This window comes from Sinorhizobium sp. NFACC03, assembly GCF_900103435.1.
Taxonomy (GTDB): domain Bacteria; phylum Pseudomonadota; class Alphaproteobacteria; order Rhizobiales; family Rhizobiaceae; genus Ensifer.
Genome location: NZ_FMXF01000004.1, coordinates 90,711 through 110,108, shown reverse-complemented (window position 1 = coordinate 110,108; position 19,398 = coordinate 90,711). Strand labels below are relative to the sequence as shown.

General features: G+C 60.9%; 20 protein-coding genes. 1 reads left to right on the top strand and 19 read right to left on the bottom strand.

Annotation, left to right across the window (positions count from 1 at the left end; genetic code table 11):
- Positions 1 to 9: 9 nt before the first annotated feature.
- The 10 genes from BLU35_RS08890 to BLU35_RS08845 all read right to left on the bottom strand — a co-directional run bounded on the left by BLU35_RS08890 (position 10) and on the right by BLU35_RS08845 (position 10,104).
- On the bottom strand, positions 10 to 987 hold the full coding sequence (locus tag BLU35_RS08890; protein WP_093232822.1) for an ABC transporter ATP-binding protein: 978 nt from the start codon (positions 985 to 987) through the stop codon (positions 10 to 12).
- A gap of 14 nt (positions 988 to 1,001) precedes the next feature.
- The gene (locus BLU35_RS08885) at positions 1,002 to 1,244 is read right to left on the bottom strand and encodes a hypothetical protein (protein WP_093232821.1); all 243 of its coding nucleotides are present in this window, start codon (positions 1,242 to 1,244) and stop codon (positions 1,002 to 1,004) included.
- Between the two features lies 1 nt (position 1,245).
- Positions 1,246 to 2,391 carry an ABC transporter ATP-binding protein gene (locus tag BLU35_RS08880; RefSeq protein WP_093232820.1) on the bottom strand — a complete coding sequence of 382 codons (1,146 nt, stop codon included), beginning with the start codon at positions 2,389 to 2,391 and terminating at the stop codon, positions 1,246 to 1,248.
- Between the two features lie 42 nt (positions 2,392 to 2,433).
- Entirely contained in the window at positions 2,434 to 3,291 is an 858-nt protein-coding gene (locus BLU35_RS08875) for a carbohydrate ABC transporter permease (protein ID WP_093232819.1), read from the bottom strand.
- 9 nt (positions 3,292 to 3,300) lie between these two features.
- Complete coding sequence (locus BLU35_RS08870) at positions 3,301 to 4,266, bottom strand: carbohydrate ABC transporter permease (protein WP_093232818.1); 966 nt, start codon at positions 4,264 to 4,266, stop codon at positions 3,301 to 3,303.
- Between the two features lie 112 nt (positions 4,267 to 4,378).
- Positions 4,379 to 5,803, bottom strand: a complete 1,425-nt coding sequence (locus BLU35_RS08865; RefSeq protein ID WP_093232817.1) for an ABC transporter substrate-binding protein — start codon at positions 5,801 to 5,803, stop codon at positions 4,379 to 4,381.
- Between the two features lie 49 nt (positions 5,804 to 5,852).
- The gene (locus tag BLU35_RS08860; RefSeq protein ID WP_093232816.1) at positions 5,853 to 7,007 is read right to left on the bottom strand and encodes an ABC transporter ATP-binding protein; all 1,155 of its coding nucleotides are present in this window, start codon (positions 7,005 to 7,007) and stop codon (positions 5,853 to 5,855) included.
- A gap of 20 nt (positions 7,008 to 7,027) precedes the next feature.
- The gene (locus BLU35_RS08855; RefSeq protein WP_286161479.1) at positions 7,028 to 7,918 is read right to left on the bottom strand and encodes an SDR family NAD(P)-dependent oxidoreductase; all 891 of its coding nucleotides are present in this window, start codon (positions 7,916 to 7,918) and stop codon (positions 7,028 to 7,030) included.
- Positions 7,919 to 7,986: 68 nt separating this feature from the next.
- A complete protein-coding gene (locus BLU35_RS08850) occupies positions 7,987 to 8,910 on the bottom strand; it encodes a LysR family transcriptional regulator (protein ID WP_093232814.1) in 924 nt (307 codons plus the stop codon).
- A 174-nt stretch (positions 8,911 to 9,084) separates the two neighbouring features.
- Positions 9,085 to 10,104: a LysR family transcriptional regulator gene (locus BLU35_RS08845; protein WP_286161478.1), complete on the bottom strand. Its 1,020-nt coding sequence runs from the start codon at positions 10,102 to 10,104 to the stop codon at positions 9,085 to 9,087.
- On the opposite strand from BLU35_RS08845, the gene BLU35_RS08840 reads away from it, so the two are divergent.
- The gene (locus BLU35_RS08840; RefSeq protein ID WP_093232812.1) at positions 10,103 to 11,170 is read left to right on the top strand and encodes an SDR family oxidoreductase; all 1,068 of its coding nucleotides are present in this window, start codon (positions 10,103 to 10,105) and stop codon (positions 11,168 to 11,170) included. The genes BLU35_RS08845 and BLU35_RS08840 overlap by 2 nt on opposite strands.
- Before the next feature lie 83 nt (positions 11,171 to 11,253).
- Here the strand turns inward: BLU35_RS08840 and BLU35_RS08835 are convergent, their stop codons facing one another.
- The 9 genes from BLU35_RS08835 to BLU35_RS08795 form a co-directional block, all read right to left on the bottom strand.
- Entirely contained in the window at positions 11,254 to 11,550 is a 297-nt protein-coding gene (locus tag BLU35_RS08835; RefSeq protein WP_093232811.1) for a NifU family protein, read from the bottom strand.
- Positions 11,547 to 12,557, bottom strand: a complete 1,011-nt coding sequence (locus tag BLU35_RS08830) for an amidohydrolase family protein (protein WP_093232810.1) — start codon at positions 12,555 to 12,557, stop codon at positions 11,547 to 11,549. Before BLU35_RS08830 ends, BLU35_RS08835 begins: the two co-directional genes overlap by 4 nt.
- A 144-nt stretch (positions 12,558 to 12,701) precedes the next feature.
- Positions 12,702 to 13,508 carry an inositol monophosphatase family protein gene (locus BLU35_RS08825; protein ID WP_093232809.1) on the bottom strand — a complete coding sequence of 269 codons (807 nt, stop codon included), beginning with the start codon at positions 13,506 to 13,508 and terminating at the stop codon, positions 12,702 to 12,704.
- A gap of 9 nt (positions 13,509 to 13,517) precedes the next feature.
- A complete protein-coding gene (locus BLU35_RS08820; protein WP_286161486.1) occupies positions 13,518 to 14,381 on the bottom strand; it encodes a MurR/RpiR family transcriptional regulator in 864 nt (287 codons plus the stop codon).
- Between the two features lie 102 nt (positions 14,382 to 14,483).
- Positions 14,484 to 15,362 (bottom strand): sugar phosphate isomerase/epimerase family protein, encoded by an 879-nt coding sequence (locus BLU35_RS08815; RefSeq protein ID WP_093232807.1) that lies wholly within the window; start codon positions 15,360 to 15,362, stop codon positions 14,484 to 14,486.
- 85 nt (positions 15,363 to 15,447) lie between these two features.
- Positions 15,448 to 16,347, bottom strand: a complete 900-nt coding sequence (locus BLU35_RS08810) for a sugar phosphate isomerase/epimerase family protein (RefSeq protein ID WP_093232806.1) — start codon at positions 16,345 to 16,347, stop codon at positions 15,448 to 15,450.
- Positions 16,348 to 16,357: 10 nt separating this feature from the next.
- On the bottom strand, positions 16,358 to 17,143 hold the full coding sequence (locus BLU35_RS08805) for an SDR family NAD(P)-dependent oxidoreductase (protein WP_093232805.1): 786 nt from the start codon (positions 17,141 to 17,143) through the stop codon (positions 16,358 to 16,360).
- Positions 17,144 to 17,171: 28 nt separating this feature from the next.
- Positions 17,172 to 18,470 carry an arsenate reductase/protein-tyrosine-phosphatase family protein gene (locus tag BLU35_RS08800; protein ID WP_286161477.1) on the bottom strand — a complete coding sequence of 433 codons (1,299 nt, stop codon included), beginning with the start codon at positions 18,468 to 18,470 and terminating at the stop codon, positions 17,172 to 17,174.
- Positions 18,467 to 19,390: a phosphoglycerate dehydrogenase gene (locus BLU35_RS08795; protein ID WP_093232804.1), complete on the bottom strand. Its 924-nt coding sequence runs from the start codon at positions 19,388 to 19,390 to the stop codon at positions 18,467 to 18,469. Before BLU35_RS08795 ends, BLU35_RS08800 begins: the two co-directional genes overlap by 4 nt.
- Between the last annotated feature and the right edge of the window lie 8 nt (positions 19,391 to 19,398).

Sequence of the window (19,398 nt, the reverse complement as noted above, 5' to 3'; positions counted from 1 at the left end):
TTTCCTTTCCTAGTTCAATGCATTGGCTGGCCGGAGGCCCGCCGAAGATTCAGGGCGTGTCAGGCCGAGGAATACGTCCTCCAGCGTCGGCGTATCGGCGTCGACAGAGAGAATAGTCAGGCCCGCCGTCGACAAAAGGACGGCGGCCCGCGCACGGGCCGTCCGCATGTCGCCTAGCGGTGCCTTCAGGACAATGTGCACGTGCTGTGGGCCGACCTGCCGGGCTCCCGCAATGTCGTCGACGGACGCAATCACCCCGAGCGCCTCAGCCGCGGGCTCGAAGACTTCGATCCGCAGACCGCCCTGCAACCAGCCGGCTGCGGCGATGTCGCAAGGGCGCCCGTCGGCTATCACCGTACCTTCCCGCATAAACACGACGCTATCGCAAACCCGTTCCATCTCGGCCAGTTGGTGGGAAGAGAACAGCAGCGTCACTCCATCGGCCTTCATTTCCCGAAAGACGGCGCGCATGTCGGCCACTCCGTTGGGATCGAGGCCAAGTGTGGGCTCGTCTAGCAACAGGAATTCCGGCCTATGTAGCATGACACGCGCAAGGCAAGCCCGCTGCTGCATGCCTCGGGAGAATACGCCGAGCCGACGGTCTGCCGCCTGCTTTAGCCCGACGCGGTCGAGCGTTTCGCGCACGCGCGCCGCGGCTTGAGGCACTCCGTAAAGGTCTGCAAAAAAGCGAAGATAAGCCTTCGCCGTCATATCCGGATAGATACGCGGTTTCTCCTGAAGATAGCCTACTCGGGTACGCATGCCGGAAAGCCGGCGCCGGTCGCGCGTACCGAAAAACTCTATCTCCCCGGCGTCGGGTTCGACCAACCCCATGATCATGCCCATGACGGTGGTCTTTCCAGCGCCGTTCGGTCCAAGGAAACCGGTAATCTCGCCGCTTGCCACGGCAAAACTTGCCTGCCGGACCGCCTGTTTCGCTCCGAAGCTTTTGGAGAGCCCGTCAACGACAAGAGCATGCGTCGCCATATCCGTCACCCTTCTCAGTAGATCGGGGGCATCATGTAGAGCCGCGAGAGGTTGATCACGATCATGGTCACGCCGGCAGCGAGCAGGAATTCCATCGGCCAAGCGAGCAGTTTCACCCGGTCGTTCCATAGCTTCAATGCCAAGATGACTACCACGGCGGTCAGTGAAGCCGGCCAGTGCGACACGTCGCCGGTCATGACGGTACAAGATCCAAGAAGCAGTGCCAGGATGAGGCAAAGTACGAATTTCCCCTGCATCTCAATTCTCCTCGTTTTCTGGTCGGCTGGCTGCAGCCTGCGCGATCGTACGGCCCGACCCAGGTTCAAACAGGTAGATCCAATTCACGTCGAAACCGGCGTAGAGGCGGCTCCCCTCCTCCTTCGCCAGATGAGCGGTTTCCGTTGTCGAACTGCGCGTCGTGACGGTTACCGCGCCGCACTTGAGGACATAGAGGTTTTCGGCGCCTGTAGGCTCAAAGGAATAGAGTTCGACGGCGACGCCATGGGCGCTATCAGCCTTATCGCTAACCGAAATGTGCTCTGGCCGGATTCCGAGCCTGACAGTTTTGCCGACAAGCCTTTCGACGCCGTTGTCCCGCGCCCAGCTCTCATCGAGCGGAATTTCGAAATCCTCCGTCAAGGCGGCGACCCGACCCTCGATGCGAGCGATGCGCACATCGAACACGTTCATCTGCGGCTCGCCGACGAAAGTGGCGACAAACTCCGTCGCGGGACGCTCGAAGATTTCGCGCGGGGTGGCGAATTGCAGCATCTCGCCATCCTTCATGACGATGATGCGATCCGCCATCGTCATGGCTTCGAGCTGATCGTGCGTGACGAAGATCGTCGTGACGCCGACGGTCTTCTGAATGTGGCGCAACTCGGCGCGCATCTGTCCCCGCAATTGCGCGTCAAGGTGGGACATCGGCTCGTCCATGAGAAAGACGTCCGCGTCGCGCACCAGCATGCGGGCGATCGCCACGCGCTGCAGCTGGCCGGCCGAGAGCTGGTCCGGCTTGCGCTGCAGGACTTCGGTGATCTGCATGGTGCGGGCGACCGCGTTTACCTTGCGCGCGATCTCGGCCCGCGAGAGCCGCCGTACTTCCATCGGATAGGCGATGTTGCCGAAAACCGTCAGGTGACGATAAAGGCCGTAATCCTGGAAAACCATGCCGACATTGCGATGGCGCGGACGAAGGAACGTGACATTGCGGCCGCCGATCGCGACGCGCCCGCTACTCGGCATTTCGAGGCCGGCGATCATCCGCAGCGTCGTGGTCTTGCCGCAGCCGGACGGGCCGAGAAGGAAGACGAACTCGCCATTGTTGACGGTGATATTCACATCGTTGACCGCATGGAAAGCACCGAACTGCTTCATGAGGCTGTTGATCTCGATTTCAGCCATGGTGACGCTCCAATGTCTTGCCTGCGTTGGTGTGGAGGGGGATCATTTGCGTACGACCCCTTGGGAGAGGCCGCTGATCAGCTGGCGTTGCAGAAGCAGCACAAAGAGGATAAGCGGCGCGGTGATCAGGACCACGGCAGCGCCCAGAACGTTCCACTTGATATCGGCGCCGATGGAATAGGCCATTATGGCCGGTGGCATGGTTTTCGCCTGGGTGCTGGTCAGGAAGGTGGCGAAGGCGAACTCGTTCCATGACAGGATCATCACGAAGATCGCGGTTGCGGTGATCGACGGCGCCATGATCGGCAGCGTGACCTTGCGGAAGGCGGCGAACCATGTGTCGCCGTCAACCATCGCTGATTCCTCGTAACGGCGCGGGATGTCACGGAAGTAGCCCGTAAGCATCCAGACAACGAAGGGCAACTGCATAGCCGTATAGAGAATGATGAGCCCGACCAGCGTATCGAGCAAACCCGCGGTCTGGAATGTCACGAATATAGGGATCAAGACCGCTACGGGCGGCATCATGCGGTTGGTAAGCACCCAGAAGGACACGTCGTCCCGGCCGGGAAAGTCGTAGCGTGCAAGCGCATAGGCGCAGAACATTCCGATCGTCACCGAGAAGAAGGTGGAGGCGAGTGAAACGACCACGCTGTTGAAGAAGTTCTTGAGGATGCCCTTTTCGGAAATAAGGTAGTCGAACGCCTCGAGCGAGGGCGTGAAGAACCAGGTCGGGGTCGCGGAGGCCGATGTTGCGCCGTCCATGAAGCCCGTCATCACCACCCAGAGATAAGGCAGGAAGTTGACGACGCAGACGAGGACGATCACCATATAGACCCACCAGTTGCGCTGCACCGGCGGCGCATTGGGCGATTCCATCGTGTAGCTGAGCTTTTTCATCGCAACCTCCTATTCGGCCACTTCGGTTTTCGATCGGAAGACGCGGATGAATACGAAGCTCATGACGATGATGATCATCATCATGATCAATGAGAGCGCAGCCGCCTTGGAAGCATCGAAGAACTCGAGACCGGTCTTGGTGAGATACACATTAAGGGTGGTGGTGGCGTTGCCCGGACCGCCGCGGGTCATGATCACGATGAGTTCATAGGTGCGGAAGGCGTCCATGGTGCGGATGATCACGGCGATGAGGATCGCCGGCCGCAGTAGCGGCATGGTGATCGTCCAGAAAACCCGCCAGGATCCCGCCCCGTCGATTTCCGCCGCCTCATAGGGTTGGCGTGGAATAGAGGCAAGGCCGGCCGAGAGCATCAGGAACATGAACGGAGTCCATTCCCAAACGTCGACAAAGACGAGTGTCTGGAATGCGATGACCGGATCGGACAGAAACGGGATCTCACCGAGGCCGAGCGCCCGCGTGATGCCGCCGATATAGTAGGTCATGAGACCCGCGCCGGGGTAGAACATGTAGCGCCAGATGAGCGCGGCGACGAGCGGCGGCAGGATCATCGGAATAAGGATGAAAATGCGCATGTAAGCAACGCCGCGCAGCTGTCGCTGAAACAGCAGCGCAAGCCCGAGCCCCATCCAAAACTCAATAAATACCGCCTGCACCGTGAAGAACAACGTCTTGCGCATGGCGTGCCAGAATTCCGGGTCCTGCACGACAGCCTGATATTGGTAAAGTCCAACGAAGAACTGCGGAATATAGGGCTTCGACAAGATGACGTTGTGGCTCGCGATATAGAGCGAATATAGGAACGGATAGACGCCGAGCGCGAACAGGATAATCAGCGTCGGCGCCATCAGCACCCAGGGAAAGATGGTCCGGTTCGAGGGACCGAAACGGGACAGGAGGCCCCGCTGCCCGAAGGCCAGCGTCGGGGTTGCAGTGGTATGTTCCGAGATCGACATGTCTCAGTCCCCTTGCATTGCGATTGAGAAAAGGGGGCGCGCGCTCCTGGAGGAAAGGCGCGCCGAGCGGCCTGTCCGGGTGCCGATGGCACCCGGGGACTAGACCTAAAGTTCAGTTCCACTTCGACGGCAGGCGATCGTAGTAGCTCAGGTCGCGCCAAAGCTGTTTGGGCAGGTCATTGCGGCCGGGAATGTAGTAGCCGCCCTTGCGCATTGCGTCGGTCATGCGCTTTTCCATGTTGGCGGCGGCCGTTTTGCTGTCGATCTCGCCGATCCAGACCCGGTTGCCCTCTTCGCCCATGATGTCGGAGATTTCAGCCCATTCCGGCACGCGGATACGCTCATCCGGATTGGTTTCCTTCAGCATGAAGTCATAGACTACCGGCCACCAGGGTTGATACTTGGCCAGCGTCTCGCTCTTGTAGGTGGAGTGCCGCGAAGGGCCAGCGCCATACTGCGTAGCGCGCTCCTGGATCTCCTTCGACGTAAGCCACTGGATGAAGGTCCAGGTGGCTTCCTTGTTCTTGGAATCCTTGGAAAGGCCGAGCGACCAAGCGCCGAACCAGGGGTCGATCACGCCGTTCGGGCCAACCGGCGTGTGGAGATGGACGTTCTTGCCGGCGACCTTCGCCTGGCTATCTGGGTCTTCGAAGAACCCCTTGACGAAGTCCTGGTAATTCCATGTCCCGAAGGCGTTGCCCGTCTGGTAGACCGCGGTTGCCTCGCCGATGCCCCAGTTGGCGCTGTCGGACGGCATGAATTGCTTGAAGCTCGTGAAGTAGTCGATCGAGGCAACCGTGCGCTCGTTGTTGATCGAAATCTTCCAGTCCTTGTCGACATATTCGTCACCCTTGGTCTCGGGCGTCTGGAAGGCATAGAGATACGGCAGATAGGTGACGCCCCAGAACCAGCGGCCCGGGATGTTCGCGAAGCCGATCATGTTGCTTTCGGGGTTGTTCACTTTCTTAGCAGCGTCGAACATATACTGCGTGGTGAACTCCGGCGAGAAACGCTCGGGCAACTTGAAGCCGGCCTTTTCCGCAATGTCCGCACGGAAGGTGGTGCCAACTGGGCCCGCCCCGATCGGCATGGTGAAGAGCGTGTCGTTGAAGACGCCCGTGCCGCTGATGACGCGCGGCAGGAAATCGTCAATGTCGTAGCCGGCCTCCGTGAGGTCCGCATCCTTGACGTAGGGCATCAACGGCTCGAGGAAGCCTGCGGCAGCGTATTCCGCGAGCCACATCACGTCCACGGCGAAGAAATCATAGGTGCCGGTGCCTTGCTGCATCTCGACCAGCGACTTCTGCCGATAGTTTTCAAAAGGCACCTCGTCGACTACGACTTTGATGCCGTATTTCTTCTCGAATTCCGGAAAGAACTTCCCGAGCGCGGCAAACTGGGGCATGGACGGTGCAAGGAAATGGATGGTCGTGCCGGCGAGGGCCTTTTGCGCCTCGGTCTGGGCGTGCACGGGCAACGCCAACACCCAAAGCGCAAGACCACCCGCGAGTGCGCCCGTAGTTTTCATGATGTTCATTTTCTCCTCCTCAGGTTTGGTATGCATGCGTACCCTTCGCCATGCCTTTTCAGGCGTGGAGTCTTGCTATCCCTCTTGTCGTGAAGCGTGCCTGGCGCACGGTGCGGCCCGTGCCGGCATCGAAGAGATAGACGAAGTCCGGATTGATCCGGAACGAGATCGGCGCGCCGATCTCGCGGGGATATTTGAGCGCTGCGTCGATCGTAGACATCGCACGGACCACTGTGCCATCGACCGCGATATCGAAGACGACACGCGAGCCGAGCGTCTCGACGGCAAAGACCGTGCCATTGACCCGGCAGACATGGGTGCTATCCGCCGGGCACAGGGAAAGATGCTGCGGCCGTAGACCGAGCAGATACTTGTCGCCCGGCTGGAGCGGGTCGCCCTCCTGCATCCAGTCCTTGTCGACCTCGATATAGGCCTCGCCGATACGCAGGAATTTGCAGCCGTTCGATTCCGAAATTTCCGCCTGCAACACATTCATGGGCGGCTCGCCTATGAATGTCGCAGCAAACAGTGTCGCCGGCCGATCGAACAGCTCCTGCGGCGCGGCGATCTGCTCGATCTTCCCCTTGTTGATCAGCACGATACGGTCCGCCATGGTCATGGCTTCAAGCTGATCGTGAGAGACATAGAGCATCGTCGCGCGGAAATCGCGCTGCAACCGCTTGAACTCGACGCGCATGCGCGCTCGCAGTTGGGCATCGAGATGCGAGATCGGTTCGTCCAGCAGAAACACGTCAGCGTCGCGCACCAAAGCCCGGCCGATTGCCACGCGCTGCTGCTGACCGCCGGACAGCTGACTCGGGCGACGCTCCAGTAACTTTTCGATCTGCAGGGTTTCCGCAACGCCTGAGATGTGGCGGCGGATATCCGCGTCTGACATTTTCCGGATGCGCAACGGGTAGGCGAGGTTCTCGTATACCGAGAGATGCGGAAACAGCGAGTGCTTGTCATAGACCATGGCGAGGTTGCGCTCGCGGGGCGTCCAGCGGGTCACGTCTCGGCCGCCGATCATGATGCGTCCGGCGGTCGCATCCTCCAGTCCGGCGACGAGGCGAAGCGTCGTGGTCTTGCCCGCCCCCGAAGGACCGAGCAGGAACACCGCCTCGCGGTCCGCCACGTCGAGCGAGACGCCGTTAAGTGCGGTGAAGCCACCCTTGAAGGCTTTCGCCAGGTTTTCGATCTGAAGGTCAGCCATGGTCTTTTCCGGTTTTGAGATCAAAGAATTGCGCGGATTGTCCCGCCTTCGGCGCGCATCGCCATGCCGTTGAGGGCAGGAGACGCAGCGAGATGGACGACGCTGGATGCCACCTCGTGGGGTGCGATCATCCGGCGGATGAGCGAGGTCGGCTCGGTCTCGTCAAAATAGTCGGAGACCACCTGTTCGCGAGTGATCCCCTTTTCGCGAGCGATCTCTTCGTGATAGCGGCGCACCGCGGTCGTATCGGTCGGCCCCGGCAGAATGGTGTTCACGCGCACCTGCGTGCCGCGCGTCAGTTCCGAGAGCGCCCGGGACACGCCGAGCAGACAGGCCTTCATAGCCCCGTAATGCGGCATCCAGGCCTGCGGCTTCACCGCACTTTCGCTGCTGATGAAGACGACCGAGCCTTCGCCACGCTCCAGCATGCTTTTCAGGATCAGACGGGACATGCGCACGCCCGTCATCACGTTGACGTCGAAGAAGCGGAACCAGTCCTCGTCCCGCGTCTCGAAGAACGGCCGGACCTCGAAAATGCCGACCGAATTTATGAGAAAATCGACCGGCGCTACAGCAGCGGCGAAATCGGCGAGCCGCCTGTCCTCGCCCGCAACCGTCAGGTCGCAGGCCATGCCCTGAGCATTTTTGCCGAGTTGTGAAACAGCGGCGCCGACCTCTGCGTCAGAAAGGCCGCTCACCGTTGCACGCGCGCCTTCAGCAACAAACGCTTGGGCCACCGCCAGGCCAATGCCCGTCGCACCTCCCGTCACAAGGACATGCTTGCCTTCCAGCCCGTAATCCATTGTCCAAACCTCCCTTGGCATGCGGAGCCGTAAAGCTCCGGCGCGCCGCCCCTCCAGGCGGTCTGCGCGTTCCCTTCCACGCCTCACGGCCATCAGCCTGTCGACCAAGGAACTTGCCTTGCCCCACAGAACTAATTTTTTTTTATGAACTTTGCAAGAAAAAAAATTTTACACGATCAAGCTGCGGCTTGCCGCAAGCGCATGACGGTCTCGCCATTTCCGGCGGCGAAATGCTGCACGGCGAAATCAATGAAGGCAGCCGTACGTGCGGGAAGCCTTCTCCGTGTATCGCTGATCAGGCTGACACGCTCCGCAGCGGGCTCGTAAGACGCCAGGATCGGCACCAGCCGTCCCGAACGCAACTCCGGCTCGATGTCCGCGCGCGCCGCGCGCAAGACCCCAAACCCCTGCAAGGCAAGGGTTTTCAAAGTCTCCGGATCACTTGTCTGAAACCGGCCGCCAACGGAGATGCTGCACTGTGTCTCACCCCCGAATGCCCAGATATCGCCGCCGATCATCGAGCCCTCCAGACGGAGACAGTCGTGGTTCTCCAGCGCTTCTGGCGATGTCGGCATGCCACGCTCCGTTAGATAATCGGGAGCAGCGGCCGTCACGGTTTCCATCGTAAACAATTTCCGAATCGTGAGACCCGAGTCCTTCACCTGACCGCCGCGCAGGGCGGCATCGAAATGAATTTCATTCAGGCTGCCGGGCGGATCATAACGGAGGGAGATTTTAACGTGCGGATGCGTACGGGCAAAGGCATGAACAAGCGGCAGCACATGGCCGCGCCCGATATCCGTAGCACACGAGAGCACCAACCCACCCTCGACCGCATGCCGCCGGCCACCCATTTCGCGTTCGAGATCGGCAAAACCGGAGAGAACGGGTTGAGCACGCTCGAGCAACAGACGGCCCTCCTCCGTCAGGAGAAGCGAGCGTGTTGTGCGCCGCACGAGCGCCATGCCGTAGTGATCCTCAAGCGCCTTCAGGCGCCCGCTGATCGTCGCCGGCGCCATGCCGAGGCGATTTGCAGCACTCGCCATACTCTGCGAGCGGGCGATTTCCGAAAACATCCTGAGATCGGCCAAACAGTTCATCCGCGGTCCTCCGTTCAGGCTGGCTTGCCTGGCGGACCCGGTTTCCTAAGCACCCCTTCAAGAGCGCCCTCCTCAAAAAACCGGAGCCGTCACGAAGCAGTAACACCCGCCACCGGAATCCCGCTGCGAATATTCGTCACTTGATTATGGAAGAATCGTCACGAATCGGAATTGCTATGACGCGATGTGCTTGATCAGATAGTCGATGAAGAGGCGAATGCGCGGCGCGAGCGGCGATTGGTCGGCATAGATAATGGAAACAGGCTCGCGATCGCCAGGGTTAAATGTCTCAAGGACGCGAACCAGCCGGCCCGCCTTGAGATCATGCCCGATATGAAAATCCGAAAGACGCGCGAGACCTATGCCGTCGAGGGCGAACCGCCTGAGGCTTTCGCCATTGTCGAGACTGAGATTGCCCTTCACCGCCAGGTCGAGCTGCGTAACGACGCCGTCCTGATCAACTCTAAAAGGCCATTTGCCGTAGCTGCGGCTGAACCCGAGCGTCAGGCAATTGTGTTCCAGGAGGTCACGCGGCTCGATCGGCACGCCGTGCCGCTCAAGGTAGGCGGGCGAGGCTACGACATGACGCGGTGATGATGCGAGACGACGAAAGCGAATCGTTGAATCTGTTAGCACGCCGGTGCGGATCGCCACATCGACACCCTCGCGGATCAGGTCGGTGGTCGTATCAGACAGGGAGAACTCCAGCGCGATATCGGGAAAAGCCTCGAGAAAGCCCGTAACCAGCGGTGCGACTCGATGAATGCCGAACGGCACATTACAACTGACCCGAAGCGTGCCGCCGATCTGGCCAGCGCTTTCCCGCACGCCGCGCTCCAGGCTGGATATGTCCTGCAGGATCTGCTTGCCACGAGCGAAGTAGTCCTCGCCCTCGACGGTCAGGCGCAATTTTCGCGTCGAGCGGATTGCAAGCGGCAGGCCAAGACGCGCCTCAATGCGGGCAACGATCTTGCTGATGGCCGAGGGGGACAGGCGTAGGGCATCCGCAGCTGCGGTGAAGCTGCCGGTCTCGACGACTTTGACGAAGACTTCGATCTCGGAAATGCGGCCGGACACGGCTCCCTCCCGGCATTCGTGACACAATATCACTTCACTTATGACAGCGACATGCTTACTGCGGCAAGCCGGAAATGGCAGTGCTCTCCTCCGACCCAATGGAGGAGACTGAACCATGTATCAGAAACGGGCACTCGTGGCCGGCGCGACCGGCATTGTCGGGCTCAACGTCGCCGAACACCTGCGCGATCTCGGCGGCTGGGAAATAACCGGGCTTTCACGCCGGCCACCCGTCGGCGCATCCTACATGCAGACCCATGCCGTCGATCTCCTGAATCGCGAGGCGTCGCTGAAAACGCTGGCGACGCTTCGTCCGACCCATGTCTATTTCTGCACATGGACGCTCGGGAAGAACGAAGACGAAAATATCAGGCTGAACGGCGGCATGCTGCGGACCCTGCTGGACGGTGTTGCGGCCGCCGGCACGGTGGAGCATGTCGCCGTTGTCACCGGCACCAAGCATTATCTCGGACCGTTCGAGGACTATGGCAAGGTGACACCGATCACACCCTTCCGCGAGGATGCGCCGCGCCTGACAAAGAAGAATTTCTATTACGAGCTCGAAGACGTCGTGATGGACTATGCGGCTCGCCACGGCTACGGCTGGTCGGTGCACCGCTCGCACACGATCATCGGTTATGCGGTCGGCAATCTGATGAATATCGGCGCGACGCTCGCCACCTTCGCCTCGATCTGCAAGGCGACCGGCCGCCCCTTCACCTTTCCCGGCACGCCGACGGCCTATCACGGCATAAACGACATCACCGACGCGCGGCTGCTCGCCAAGCACATCCTCTGGGCCTCGACGGAGCCGAATGCCCGCAACGAAGCCTTCAACGCCACCAATGGCGACGTCTTCCGCTGGGAGCAATTGTGGAAGAGCATCGCGGATTATTTCGGCCTCGAGGTTGGCGCCTATCCCGGCCAGTATAATTCCCTGACCGATCGCATGCAGGGCCTCGATCCGGACTGGCAGGCGCTGGTTCGACGGCATGGTCTTCAGCCGCATGCCCTCGACCGCCTCGCCTCCCCTTGGCACACGGATCTCGATCTTGGCCGCCCGATGGAATGCCTGCATTCCATGGCGAAGAGCCGGGCACTCGGCTTTCAGGAAATCCAGGACACGGAAAAATCATTCATCGACGTATTCGACCGCCTGCGCGAGGAACGCATCATTCCCTGAGGCCATCCTCAGAACCATTCACGAAAAGAGCGCATCGGCCGCCCGATGCGCTCTTTCTCTTTGCGTCAATAAAAATCCCGCCGTCAGACGGCGGGATAGGGATGGGCGTTGAGCAGGCTGGCGAGGCGTGACAGCGCCCGCGGACCGGCATTGACCTGATCGCATTCGACGGCGCTGACCCCGGGCACCTCCATCAGAAAGGTGCGCACGGGACCGACAAAGGTCATGGCGAGGTTGGGGCAGGCCCGGCAGGCGCCCGTCAGCGCAACGCTGACCACGCCATCGTCGCTCACTTCGGTGATCGCGATGTCACCGCCATGACCAAGGATGAGGGGGCGCGCGCGGCCAAGCGCCGCGTCAAGTGCGACAGGATCGATCATGCTACCAGCCCCAGCTCGCGCTTCTTGGCTTCAATATCGATGCCCATGCCACGGGCAAACGCTTTGCCGAGAATGTTTTCCTTCATTTTCCGGGTGATCTCCGGATAGCCGTAGCGCTCCTGCAACTCCTCGGGCATTTCGAGATTGGCGAGCGTATCGATATAGGTCTGCACATGCGGCCAGATGAAGGCTTCCGAGCCGTAGCAGATGCGGTCAGAGCCGACATAGAGCAGTGCTTCGCCAAGCCTCTGCAACATTTTCCAGGGCTGGAGATAGTACTGGTTAAACCAAAGCGGCAGGATCAGGTAGATGTTCTCGAACCGGCTCGCGATGGAAATCGTCTCGTCGACATAGGGATCGCCGAGATGATGGATGCCAAAATTGAGCTCCGGGAAATCGGCGGCCGCATACTGGATGTCGTTCGGCTTGAACGCTTCGACCGGCCCGAGCTCAAGCGGAAAGCCCTTGTGGAACTGTACCATCTTGACGCCGAGCTCGATCGCCTTTTCCCATAACGGATAGGCGATGTCGCGGTCATCGGCCCGCCAGGAACAGCCGCGTGACTGATACTGGTAGAACTTGAAGCTGACGGCGCCGAGCTCATGCACCTGCCGCTCCATTTCCTTCAGAGCCGTCCCGAGGCCGTGATAGGCTGGGTCGACACCGCCGGTCAGCACGATGCGCTTGGGATCCTTCTGCGCAAGCGCATGGCTGAGCTCCACCGGACCGAGGCCCGCCCGCCAGTGCGAAAATAGTGGCACGGAGCAAGCGCAAGCCATGTCCGTGTCCGCCTTGCCAAACAACATGTCCACCGCCCAGTCGAGGTCCGGATTGGAAAACGTTTCCGTTTCCGGCGGCGGTCCGCGCCGGCCAGTCAGATTGATGAAGCCGGTCAACTGTTCGCGCAGGATGCGCACGCGCCGGCCGTCGCTACCGTCCTTGATCTGGCCATCACTGAAATCCTGGCAATGCACCGCCGCGTCAAAGACAAACATTCCGTCTTTCATTCGCTTTCTCCCATCGATCCGAAGGCGCAAACGCGCCGTGGCGGCCAAAAAAAGGCCATTCAGATCAATAGCATGGATGTCGTGAAGGCAGCCTTCGAGTTATTTGAAGACTGCCTTCACGACATCCGCGACTGGCCGCCGGGGTCAACCGATCTGGAAGAGATTGACGAAATCCTGATACAGCGCCGGGCCGCTGGCAAGCACCAACCCGCCCTGGGGAAGGGCCGTTCCGGGCGTCGGATAGGCGGGGAAACGACCTCCCGCCGCCTTGATGAGGGCAAGACCGGCGACGGCATCCCACGACCACATGTGACGCTCAAAATAGCCGTCCACCCTGCCGGCAGCCACATAGGCCAGCATCAGAGCACCGGTGCCAACTTGGCGGAAGCTGCCACCCGCGGAGAAGAGACGCTCCGCGTCAGTGGCAAAGGCGGCCGGCGGGACCCGATGATTGTGTCCGAGCCCGAGGCTCGTCTTGTCGATACTGCCAGTGGCGCTGACCGAGATCGGCGCGCCGTTCATGGTGGGCGCGATCCCGTCGGCACCGGCAAAAAGCTCGTCGCGAAGCGGATCATAGATGACACCGAGGATTGGCTCGCCCTTCGACCAGAGGCCGATCGAGACGCACCAGTTGTGCGCGCCCTTCAAAAAATTCGAAGTGCCATCGAGCGGATCGACGCACCAGATGCGGTCCGCACCCTCTGCTCCCGAGAGGCCGGTCTCCTCGCCGAGAAACCCGTCCTCCGGAAAGGCCGGGCGGAGGCTGGCAGCAATCGCTTCCTCCGCCTCTCGATCGGCAATCGAGACGAAATCGTTCAACCCCTTTTGTTCGATGACGAGCTGGCTTCGGCGGCCATAATGCGAAAGAAGCAGGCGGCCAGCCTCACGGGCGGCCTTTTCGGCAGCAGAAAGGCGGGCGTCGAGGCCGATGGAAAGGAGCGTAGCTGGCATCGTGGCTCCTCAATAGCGCGTCAACGCCGTCACGTCGGAGGTCCGCTCCAGGCCTTCGATGGCCCGGCCGAAATTGCGAACTGCGTACAGCGAATAAAGCACGTCAATAACCTGGAGCTGGGCGATTTTCGAGACCATCGATTCGTGATACTCGCCCGGCCCGACAACGCCGGTAATAGTGGGCGTGAAAAGACAAATGTCGGCGTGCCTTACGATTGGCGAATCTGGGAAAGACGTTATCGCCAATGTCGTCGCGCCTTGGAGTTTTGCGTGCTGGAGGCTGTCAACGGTCGAGATTGTACGGCCGGAGTTCGACACGCCGATCGCCAGTGATTTCGGCCCAAGCGTCGAGGTGGAGATCTGGCGGATGCCAAGATCACGGAAAAACAGGCAACGTTTGCCGACCCGCATGAAACGCAGCAACGCATTTTCCACGCAGATCAGAGAGGCGCCCATGGCGAAGAAACCGAGCACGTCTGCCTCCTCGATTGCGCCGACAGCGCGCTCCAGTTCCTTTTCCGCAAGGCCGGCGCGCGTATCGGAGACGGTCATGGCGTACCGGGCGGCTACCTTCGAAAGGACCGACGACGTATTATCCTGATCGGTGATGTCCTCATAAACGTGGCGCTCGGAGAGTGGTTCGGCGGCAGCGGCACCCTGAGACAGCTCCTCAGCGATGAGGATCTTGAACTGCTGGAAACTCTGGACGTCGATCTCGCGAACAAATCGCGTGACCGTGGACTCAGATACCTCACACTGGACTGCGAGATCCTTAATCGAGATAGACTTGATTTCCTCCGGAGACTTGAGGACCCGGTCGGCGATGCGCCGCAAGGCCGGGTTCATATATCCGGCCTTCCAGCGTATCCGCATCAATATGGATTGCCTGTTGTCCGCTGCATTGTCCATCGATCATGACTCCGACTGTTGCGTCGCAATTCTATAACCGTCAAACTCGCAAGAATGAAATTTTTTTTACCAGACCCTGCATCCGGCTTTGGCATTCTTGCGCATGACGCAGAGAACGTCGTATGCGGACCGCGCAGCCACAATCGAATCTTCCCAGGCTTCACGCCATAGGCGCACGCCGCCGACGAGCGCGTCGCTCAGCACGCGGGAGGAAAAGGCTTCGACCGTAAAGTCTCCCGTGTAACCAGCGCTTTCGAGCGTCCGGAAATAGCCCGACAGGTCGAAGTGCCCTCCGCCTAGCACGCCGCGATTGCTGTCGGCGACGTGGGCATACCCGAGCAAGGCGGCGTTGCGGTGGATTGCCGCGGCGACGTCTCCCTCTTCGATGTTCATGTGAAATGTGTCCATGTGAATGAAGAGGTTGGATCCGCCCGAGGCGCGGATGAGGGAAGCCGCCTCGTCGAGTGTGTTCGCAAGATAGCTTTCATAGCGATTAACCGGCTCCAGCCCCAGGCGGACCCCGAGTGCGCCCGCGTGGCGGTCGAGACGGGACAGGCTTTCGGCGACCCGCGCTCGCGCGTCATTGGTCGCCGGGGCGCCATAGTTGGAAAAGGCGGCATAGGTAATGCCTGAAACGGCCGGAGCACCGAGCTCCGCGGCGATTTCCAAGGCGCGGGCGACCGTCTCCTCTCCACGTCGGGCGAGAACCGGGTCACTGGAGGAAATGTCCGCATCAGGCCCGAGCGCCATGCCAAGACGAAGCCCCAGGCCGGTCTCGCGCGTCACCCGACGGGTGAGTGGAATATCGAGCGCCGCGGGATCGAACATCAGCACTTCGATCAGGTCGTAACCGATTTCGGACGCCGCGCGGCACGCCGCGCTTGCATTGGATGCATCCCATTGGTCCGAAAAGACAAGGGAGTGGATGCCGAGCTTGCCTGACATGTGTGGTACTCCTCCATTGCAAAACGGCGGGGACTTGCTGCGCCACCGGCCGAATTTTCTTCAAACGACGAGGTTCGGATCCGCTTCAGCGTATTTCGCGCCGGGAAAAGGGCTGGCGAGCATTCATGCTCGCGGTTGCCGCTTCGATGTGACCACGCATAAAGCGGAGTCCCTTGGTCGCCAAATCCTGACTATCGGTCCAATGAGCCGTCCAAGCCGCCAAGACATCAGCCACCTCTCCCTTCAGGACGGCCGGCGAGAAGGCTTCGAACACCACTGGCCCATCATAGGCGGCGCGGACCAGAGCGCGGAAGTACTCGGGGAAGTCAACCGATCCGGAGCCGAGATAACCGCGATTGCTCTCGCCGACGTGGACATGGCCGATGGCATCGACGTTGCGCGCGATGGTGTCCGCGAAGTCGTGTTCCTCGATGTTCATGTGATAGCTGTCGATATGGGCGAACAGTGCCGGCGATCCCACCGTCCGAACGATACGAGCGGCGTCATCCACCGTGTTGACCACATTGCTCTCATAGCGGTTGACCGCCTCGATACCGAGCCGAACGCCGGCGGCGCTGGCACGTGCAGCGAGACGGGCAAAGGTTTCGGTGACGCGGTCGATCGTCCCGCCTGCCGCCGCCTGGCCATAGCGGTGCATCGCCGAATGTGTGACGCCGCCGAGCAGCGTCGAGCCCATGTCTCGCGTTGCAAGTATCGCGTCCGATATGAACTGCTCGCCGGCCTTTGCCACTGCCGGATCGGGGCTGGAGATATCGGCAGCCGGGTTGAGCGCCATGCCTGTGATGGCGCCGATGCCAGCTTTGGCGACCGCCTTTGCCGTGACGTCAGGACGGGCGTCTCTCGGATCGAATATTACCGCCTCGATCAGGTCGTAGCCGGTCTCGGCAGTCTTGCCGACGGCATACCGGATCGATTCCTCGGTCCAGTCGGTGACCCAGACGAGAGCGTGAATGCCAAGCCGCATTTATCGCCCCTCAACCGAAGATCGAGCGGATCGTACCGCCGTCAGCACGGTGGCAGACGCCATTCATGGCCGCGTTCGTCATCAACTGAACCACGCCGCGCCCGTGCAGCGCCGGATCGATCAGCTTCTGCGTAAGGTTGGAGGGCTGGACGTCGCGGTAGAAGTCCGCGAGCGTCTGCTCGACACTCTTGCCCTGCTGCGCGGCGAGGTCGGCGAAGTAGGTTTCCACAGACTCGGTGGCAGTCGAGCCCGGCATGTAGCTGTTGACGCGAACATTGGTGCCGCGGGTCAGCTCTGCCAACGAACGGCTGAGGCCGAGCATCGCGGTCTTGGTGGTGGAGTACGGCGTCATGTTGCCGATAGAGCGGATCGCCGCTTCCGAGGAGATGAAGACGATGCTGCCGTCGTTACGGGCCAGCATGTCCTTCATCACCAAACGGGTAATGCGGATCGCCGTCATGAGATTGTGCTGGAAGTACTCCAGCCAGCGCTCATCGCTGACCTCGAAGAAGTCATTGACGTCGAAGACGCCGATGTTATTGACGAGGAACGAGACGGGACCGAGACCGGCGGCGTAGTCTGCCAAAGTCTGGGCTCCCTCCTTGGTCAGAAGATCGGCGACCACGCCGTGGACGCGGGGGCCGATCGACGCTGCAGCCTTGTCGAGTTTGGCCTGGTCGCGGCCGTTGATGATGACGACCGCGCCCTCTTCATGGAAGGTACGGGCAATTGCATGGCCGATGCCCGTCGCGCCGCCGGTCACGATGACGAGCTTGTCCTTCAGTCCGAAATCCATGGTCCTCACTCCCTTATCTTTTGTTCGACTACGCGGTCCGAGCGAATTGCGTCAGCCGCTCGCACGCCGTTTTGATCTGTTCGAAGACGGCCTCGAAGGCCGCTCGCGATTGCCCCCACGGGTCGATGATTGTGGATTCCTCCCCTGGGGCCCCATATGCGCCGAGACGACCGATGCGCGCGTGAGAGCCCGCCGGACGGAGCGCCCGGATGGCCTCCATGTTTTCTTCATCCATGCCGAGGATCAAGTCGAACTCTTCGAAGTCTGTTTTCCGAATTTGCCGTGCAATCAGCCTCTCCAACGCGACGCCACGGGCCGCTGCCACGGCCGTTGTTTCGGCGTGCGGTGGCTTGCCTACGTTCCAATCCATGATCGCGGCACTGTCGATCCGATGACGGGGCAGAGCGGCACGCAGGATGCCATCGGCGGTTGGCGAGCGGCAGATGTTTCCGCGGCAAACGACAAGGATGGAGAGCGGAGAATGCTCGACGGGAGGGATGTGATAGTCGGTTGATATCTCCGCCAGCCGCACTTCGGCACGAGGCGTCAGAGCGGCCAACCGCAGTGCGCCGTCTTCAGGATCCAGTGTGTTGAAGTCGAAGAGTCCGAAGTGATGACCAATCATGGCACGCGCGCCGATCTCATCTGCAAGCGCGACAGCCTCTTCGAGCGTCAGATTGCCTGGTACGCCATTGGCGGCGCGTAGCGCGTCCCGCCCGTTCACAGGCAGAAGTGCCAAGTCGACCCGGAACGGCATAAGCCATTCCGCAAGACCGGGAAAAGGTATCGTGTCGCCGGAATGCCAGAGCGTTACACCCCCGCCCGAAAGGACATAGCCGAGGAAGAGATAACCATCTTCCGTGCGCTTCAGCTCCTCGTGCGCCGCGGCCGTTGCGGTGACGACGACGCCACCGAGATCCAGGCTTTCGCCGGCGTCGATTAGCACCAGCCGATCTTCCGGCGCGCCCCGTTCGATCGCGCGCGCTCTTTCCGCGCGGGGGGCGAGCACCTTGGCCTGCGGGTTAGCTGCGAGCAGCTCCGGAATCGTGCCCGGATCCATGTGATCGGTATGCCCATGGGTACAAAGCAGCCAGTCGATACCGCGCAGAGCTCCCGGCTCGATCGGTGCGGGCGTCATGCGCTGATGCGGAAACCGGGTTCCCCTGTACTTTTCCGCAAGAGAGTCGGAAAGATAGGCATCTATAACGATGTTGAGCCCAGCTTGACGGATGAGGAAACCCGCCTGGCCAAGCCAGGTCAGGCTCGCACCCTCCCCGGTATCGAGACCTTCCATAGATGCAAGCGGGCGGGCCTCCACGACGCTCATGTCCGCACCAGGTTTTTCAAGAGGTTGTCCACAGCGACGCTTGTCGCGCGGTCGACGCTTTCCTCCGTAAACCCGCCAGCATGCGGGGTAAGGATGACGCGCTCGTGACTGAGCAACGAGGAACTCTCCGGTGGCTCAGAATGGAACACGTCGGTTGCCAGCGTCGAGACCTGCCCGCTATCAAGCGCCGCCAACATCGCAGTGTCAACGATCAGCTCGGCCCGTGCCGTGTTGACGATGATCACACCCGTCTTCATCCGCGAAAGCATGGCGCCATCGAGGATCGCCTGTTCCCCCGGCGGGCAATGGAAGGAGACCGCGTCGGCCGAAACGAGGGCTTCGTCGAGTTCCGCAAAACGAAATCCAGACGGGGCGAAGCTGTTATTGGGGAAAGGATCATAGCCGATCACCTCCATGCCCAACCCCAGAGCCATGCTAACCACCTCCCGGCCGATCGCGCCACAACCGATGACTGAGAGCGTTCGTCCTTTCACTTCCTGCCCTATCCGCCTGCGCCACTCTCCCTTGGAGAGGTGCTGATGCGACCAAGGGATATGCCGGTAGGACGAGAGCAGAAGCCCCACTGCGAGTTCCGCTACGCCACGGGCGTTCGCCCCCATGGCGCGCTCCACCGTTATGCCGCGAGCCTCGGCTTCGCGGAGGTCGATGTTGTCGACCCCCGTGCCGTTGCGGCTGATAACGCGTAAGTCCTTCGCAGCGTCGAGCACCCGAACGCTGATCGGCTCTACGCCGGCCAGCCAGCCGACGCAGCCTGGAATGGCCCGCAAAAGGTCTTCCTCCGAAGGCGTTTTGCCCGGTGCGGGAAAGACGATCTCGAAACCCTCGTCCATCAGGCGCGAGAGGACTGGATGACCCGAACCGGAGAGTGAACGGGGCGTGATAGCGATCCTACCGGGCATTGTTCTAC

Excerpts from the sequence above, each read along its gene's own strand:
- BLU35_RS08875 (WP_093232819.1), bottom strand. The coding sequence starts at position 3,291 with ATGAAAAAGCTCAGCTACACGATGGAATCGCCCAATGCGCCGCCGGTG.
- BLU35_RS08795 (WP_093232804.1), bottom strand. The coding sequence starts at position 19,390 with ATGCCCGGTAGGATCGCTATCACGCCCCGTTCACTCTCCGGTTCGGGT.
- BLU35_RS08890 (WP_093232822.1), bottom strand. The coding sequence starts at position 987 with ATGGCGACGCATGCTCTTGTCGTTGACGGGCTCTCCAAAAGCTTCGGA.
- BLU35_RS08880 (WP_093232820.1), bottom strand. The coding sequence starts at position 2,391 with ATGGCTGAAATCGAGATCAACAGCCTCATGAAGCAGTTCGGTGCTTTC.
- BLU35_RS08825 (WP_093232809.1), bottom strand. The coding sequence starts at position 13,508 with ATGCCAGCTACGCTCCTTTCCATCGGCCTCGACGCCCGCCTTTCTGCT.
- BLU35_RS08885 (WP_093232821.1), bottom strand. The coding sequence starts at position 1,244 with ATGCAGGGGAAATTCGTACTTTGCCTCATCCTGGCACTGCTTCTTGGA.
- BLU35_RS08800 (WP_286161477.1), bottom strand. The coding sequence starts at position 18,470 with ATGAGCGTCGTGGAGGCCCGCCCGCTTGCATCTATGGAAGGTCTCGAT.
- BLU35_RS08805 (WP_093232805.1), bottom strand. The coding sequence starts at position 17,143 with ATGGATTTCGGACTGAAGGACAAGCTCGTCATCGTGACCGGCGGCGCG.
- BLU35_RS08810 (WP_093232806.1), bottom strand. The coding sequence starts at position 16,347 with ATGCGGCTTGGCATTCACGCTCTCGTCTGGGTCACCGACTGGACCGAG.
- BLU35_RS08850 (WP_093232814.1), bottom strand. The coding sequence starts at position 8,910 with ATGAACTGTTTGGCCGATCTCAGGATGTTTTCGGAAATCGCCCGCTCG.
- BLU35_RS08820 (WP_286161486.1), bottom strand. The coding sequence starts at position 14,381 with ATGCGGATACGCTGGAAGGCCGGATATATGAACCCGGCCTTGCGGCGC.
- BLU35_RS08815 (WP_093232807.1), bottom strand. The coding sequence starts at position 15,362 with ATGTCAGGCAAGCTCGGCATCCACTCCCTTGTCTTTTCGGACCAATGG.
- BLU35_RS08840 (WP_093232812.1), top strand. The coding sequence starts at position 10,103 with ATGTATCAGAAACGGGCACTCGTGGCCGGCGCGACCGGCATTGTCGGG.
- BLU35_RS08870 (WP_093232818.1), bottom strand. The coding sequence starts at position 4,266 with ATGTCGATCTCGGAACATACCACTGCAACCCCGACGCTGGCCTTCGGG.
- BLU35_RS08865 (WP_093232817.1), bottom strand. The coding sequence starts at position 5,803 with ATGAACATCATGAAAACTACGGGCGCACTCGCGGGTGGTCTTGCGCTT.
- BLU35_RS08835 (WP_093232811.1), bottom strand. The coding sequence starts at position 11,550 with ATGATCGATCCTGTCGCACTTGACGCGGCGCTTGGCCGCGCGCGCCCC.
- BLU35_RS08830 (WP_093232810.1), bottom strand. The coding sequence starts at position 12,557 with ATGAAAGACGGAATGTTTGTCTTTGACGCGGCGGTGCATTGCCAGGAT.
- BLU35_RS08860 (WP_093232816.1), bottom strand. The coding sequence starts at position 7,007 with ATGGCTGACCTTCAGATCGAAAACCTGGCGAAAGCCTTCAAGGGTGGC.
- BLU35_RS08845 (WP_286161478.1), bottom strand. The coding sequence starts at position 10,104 with ATGGTTCAGTCTCCTCCATTGGGTCGGAGGAGAGCACTGCCATTTCCG.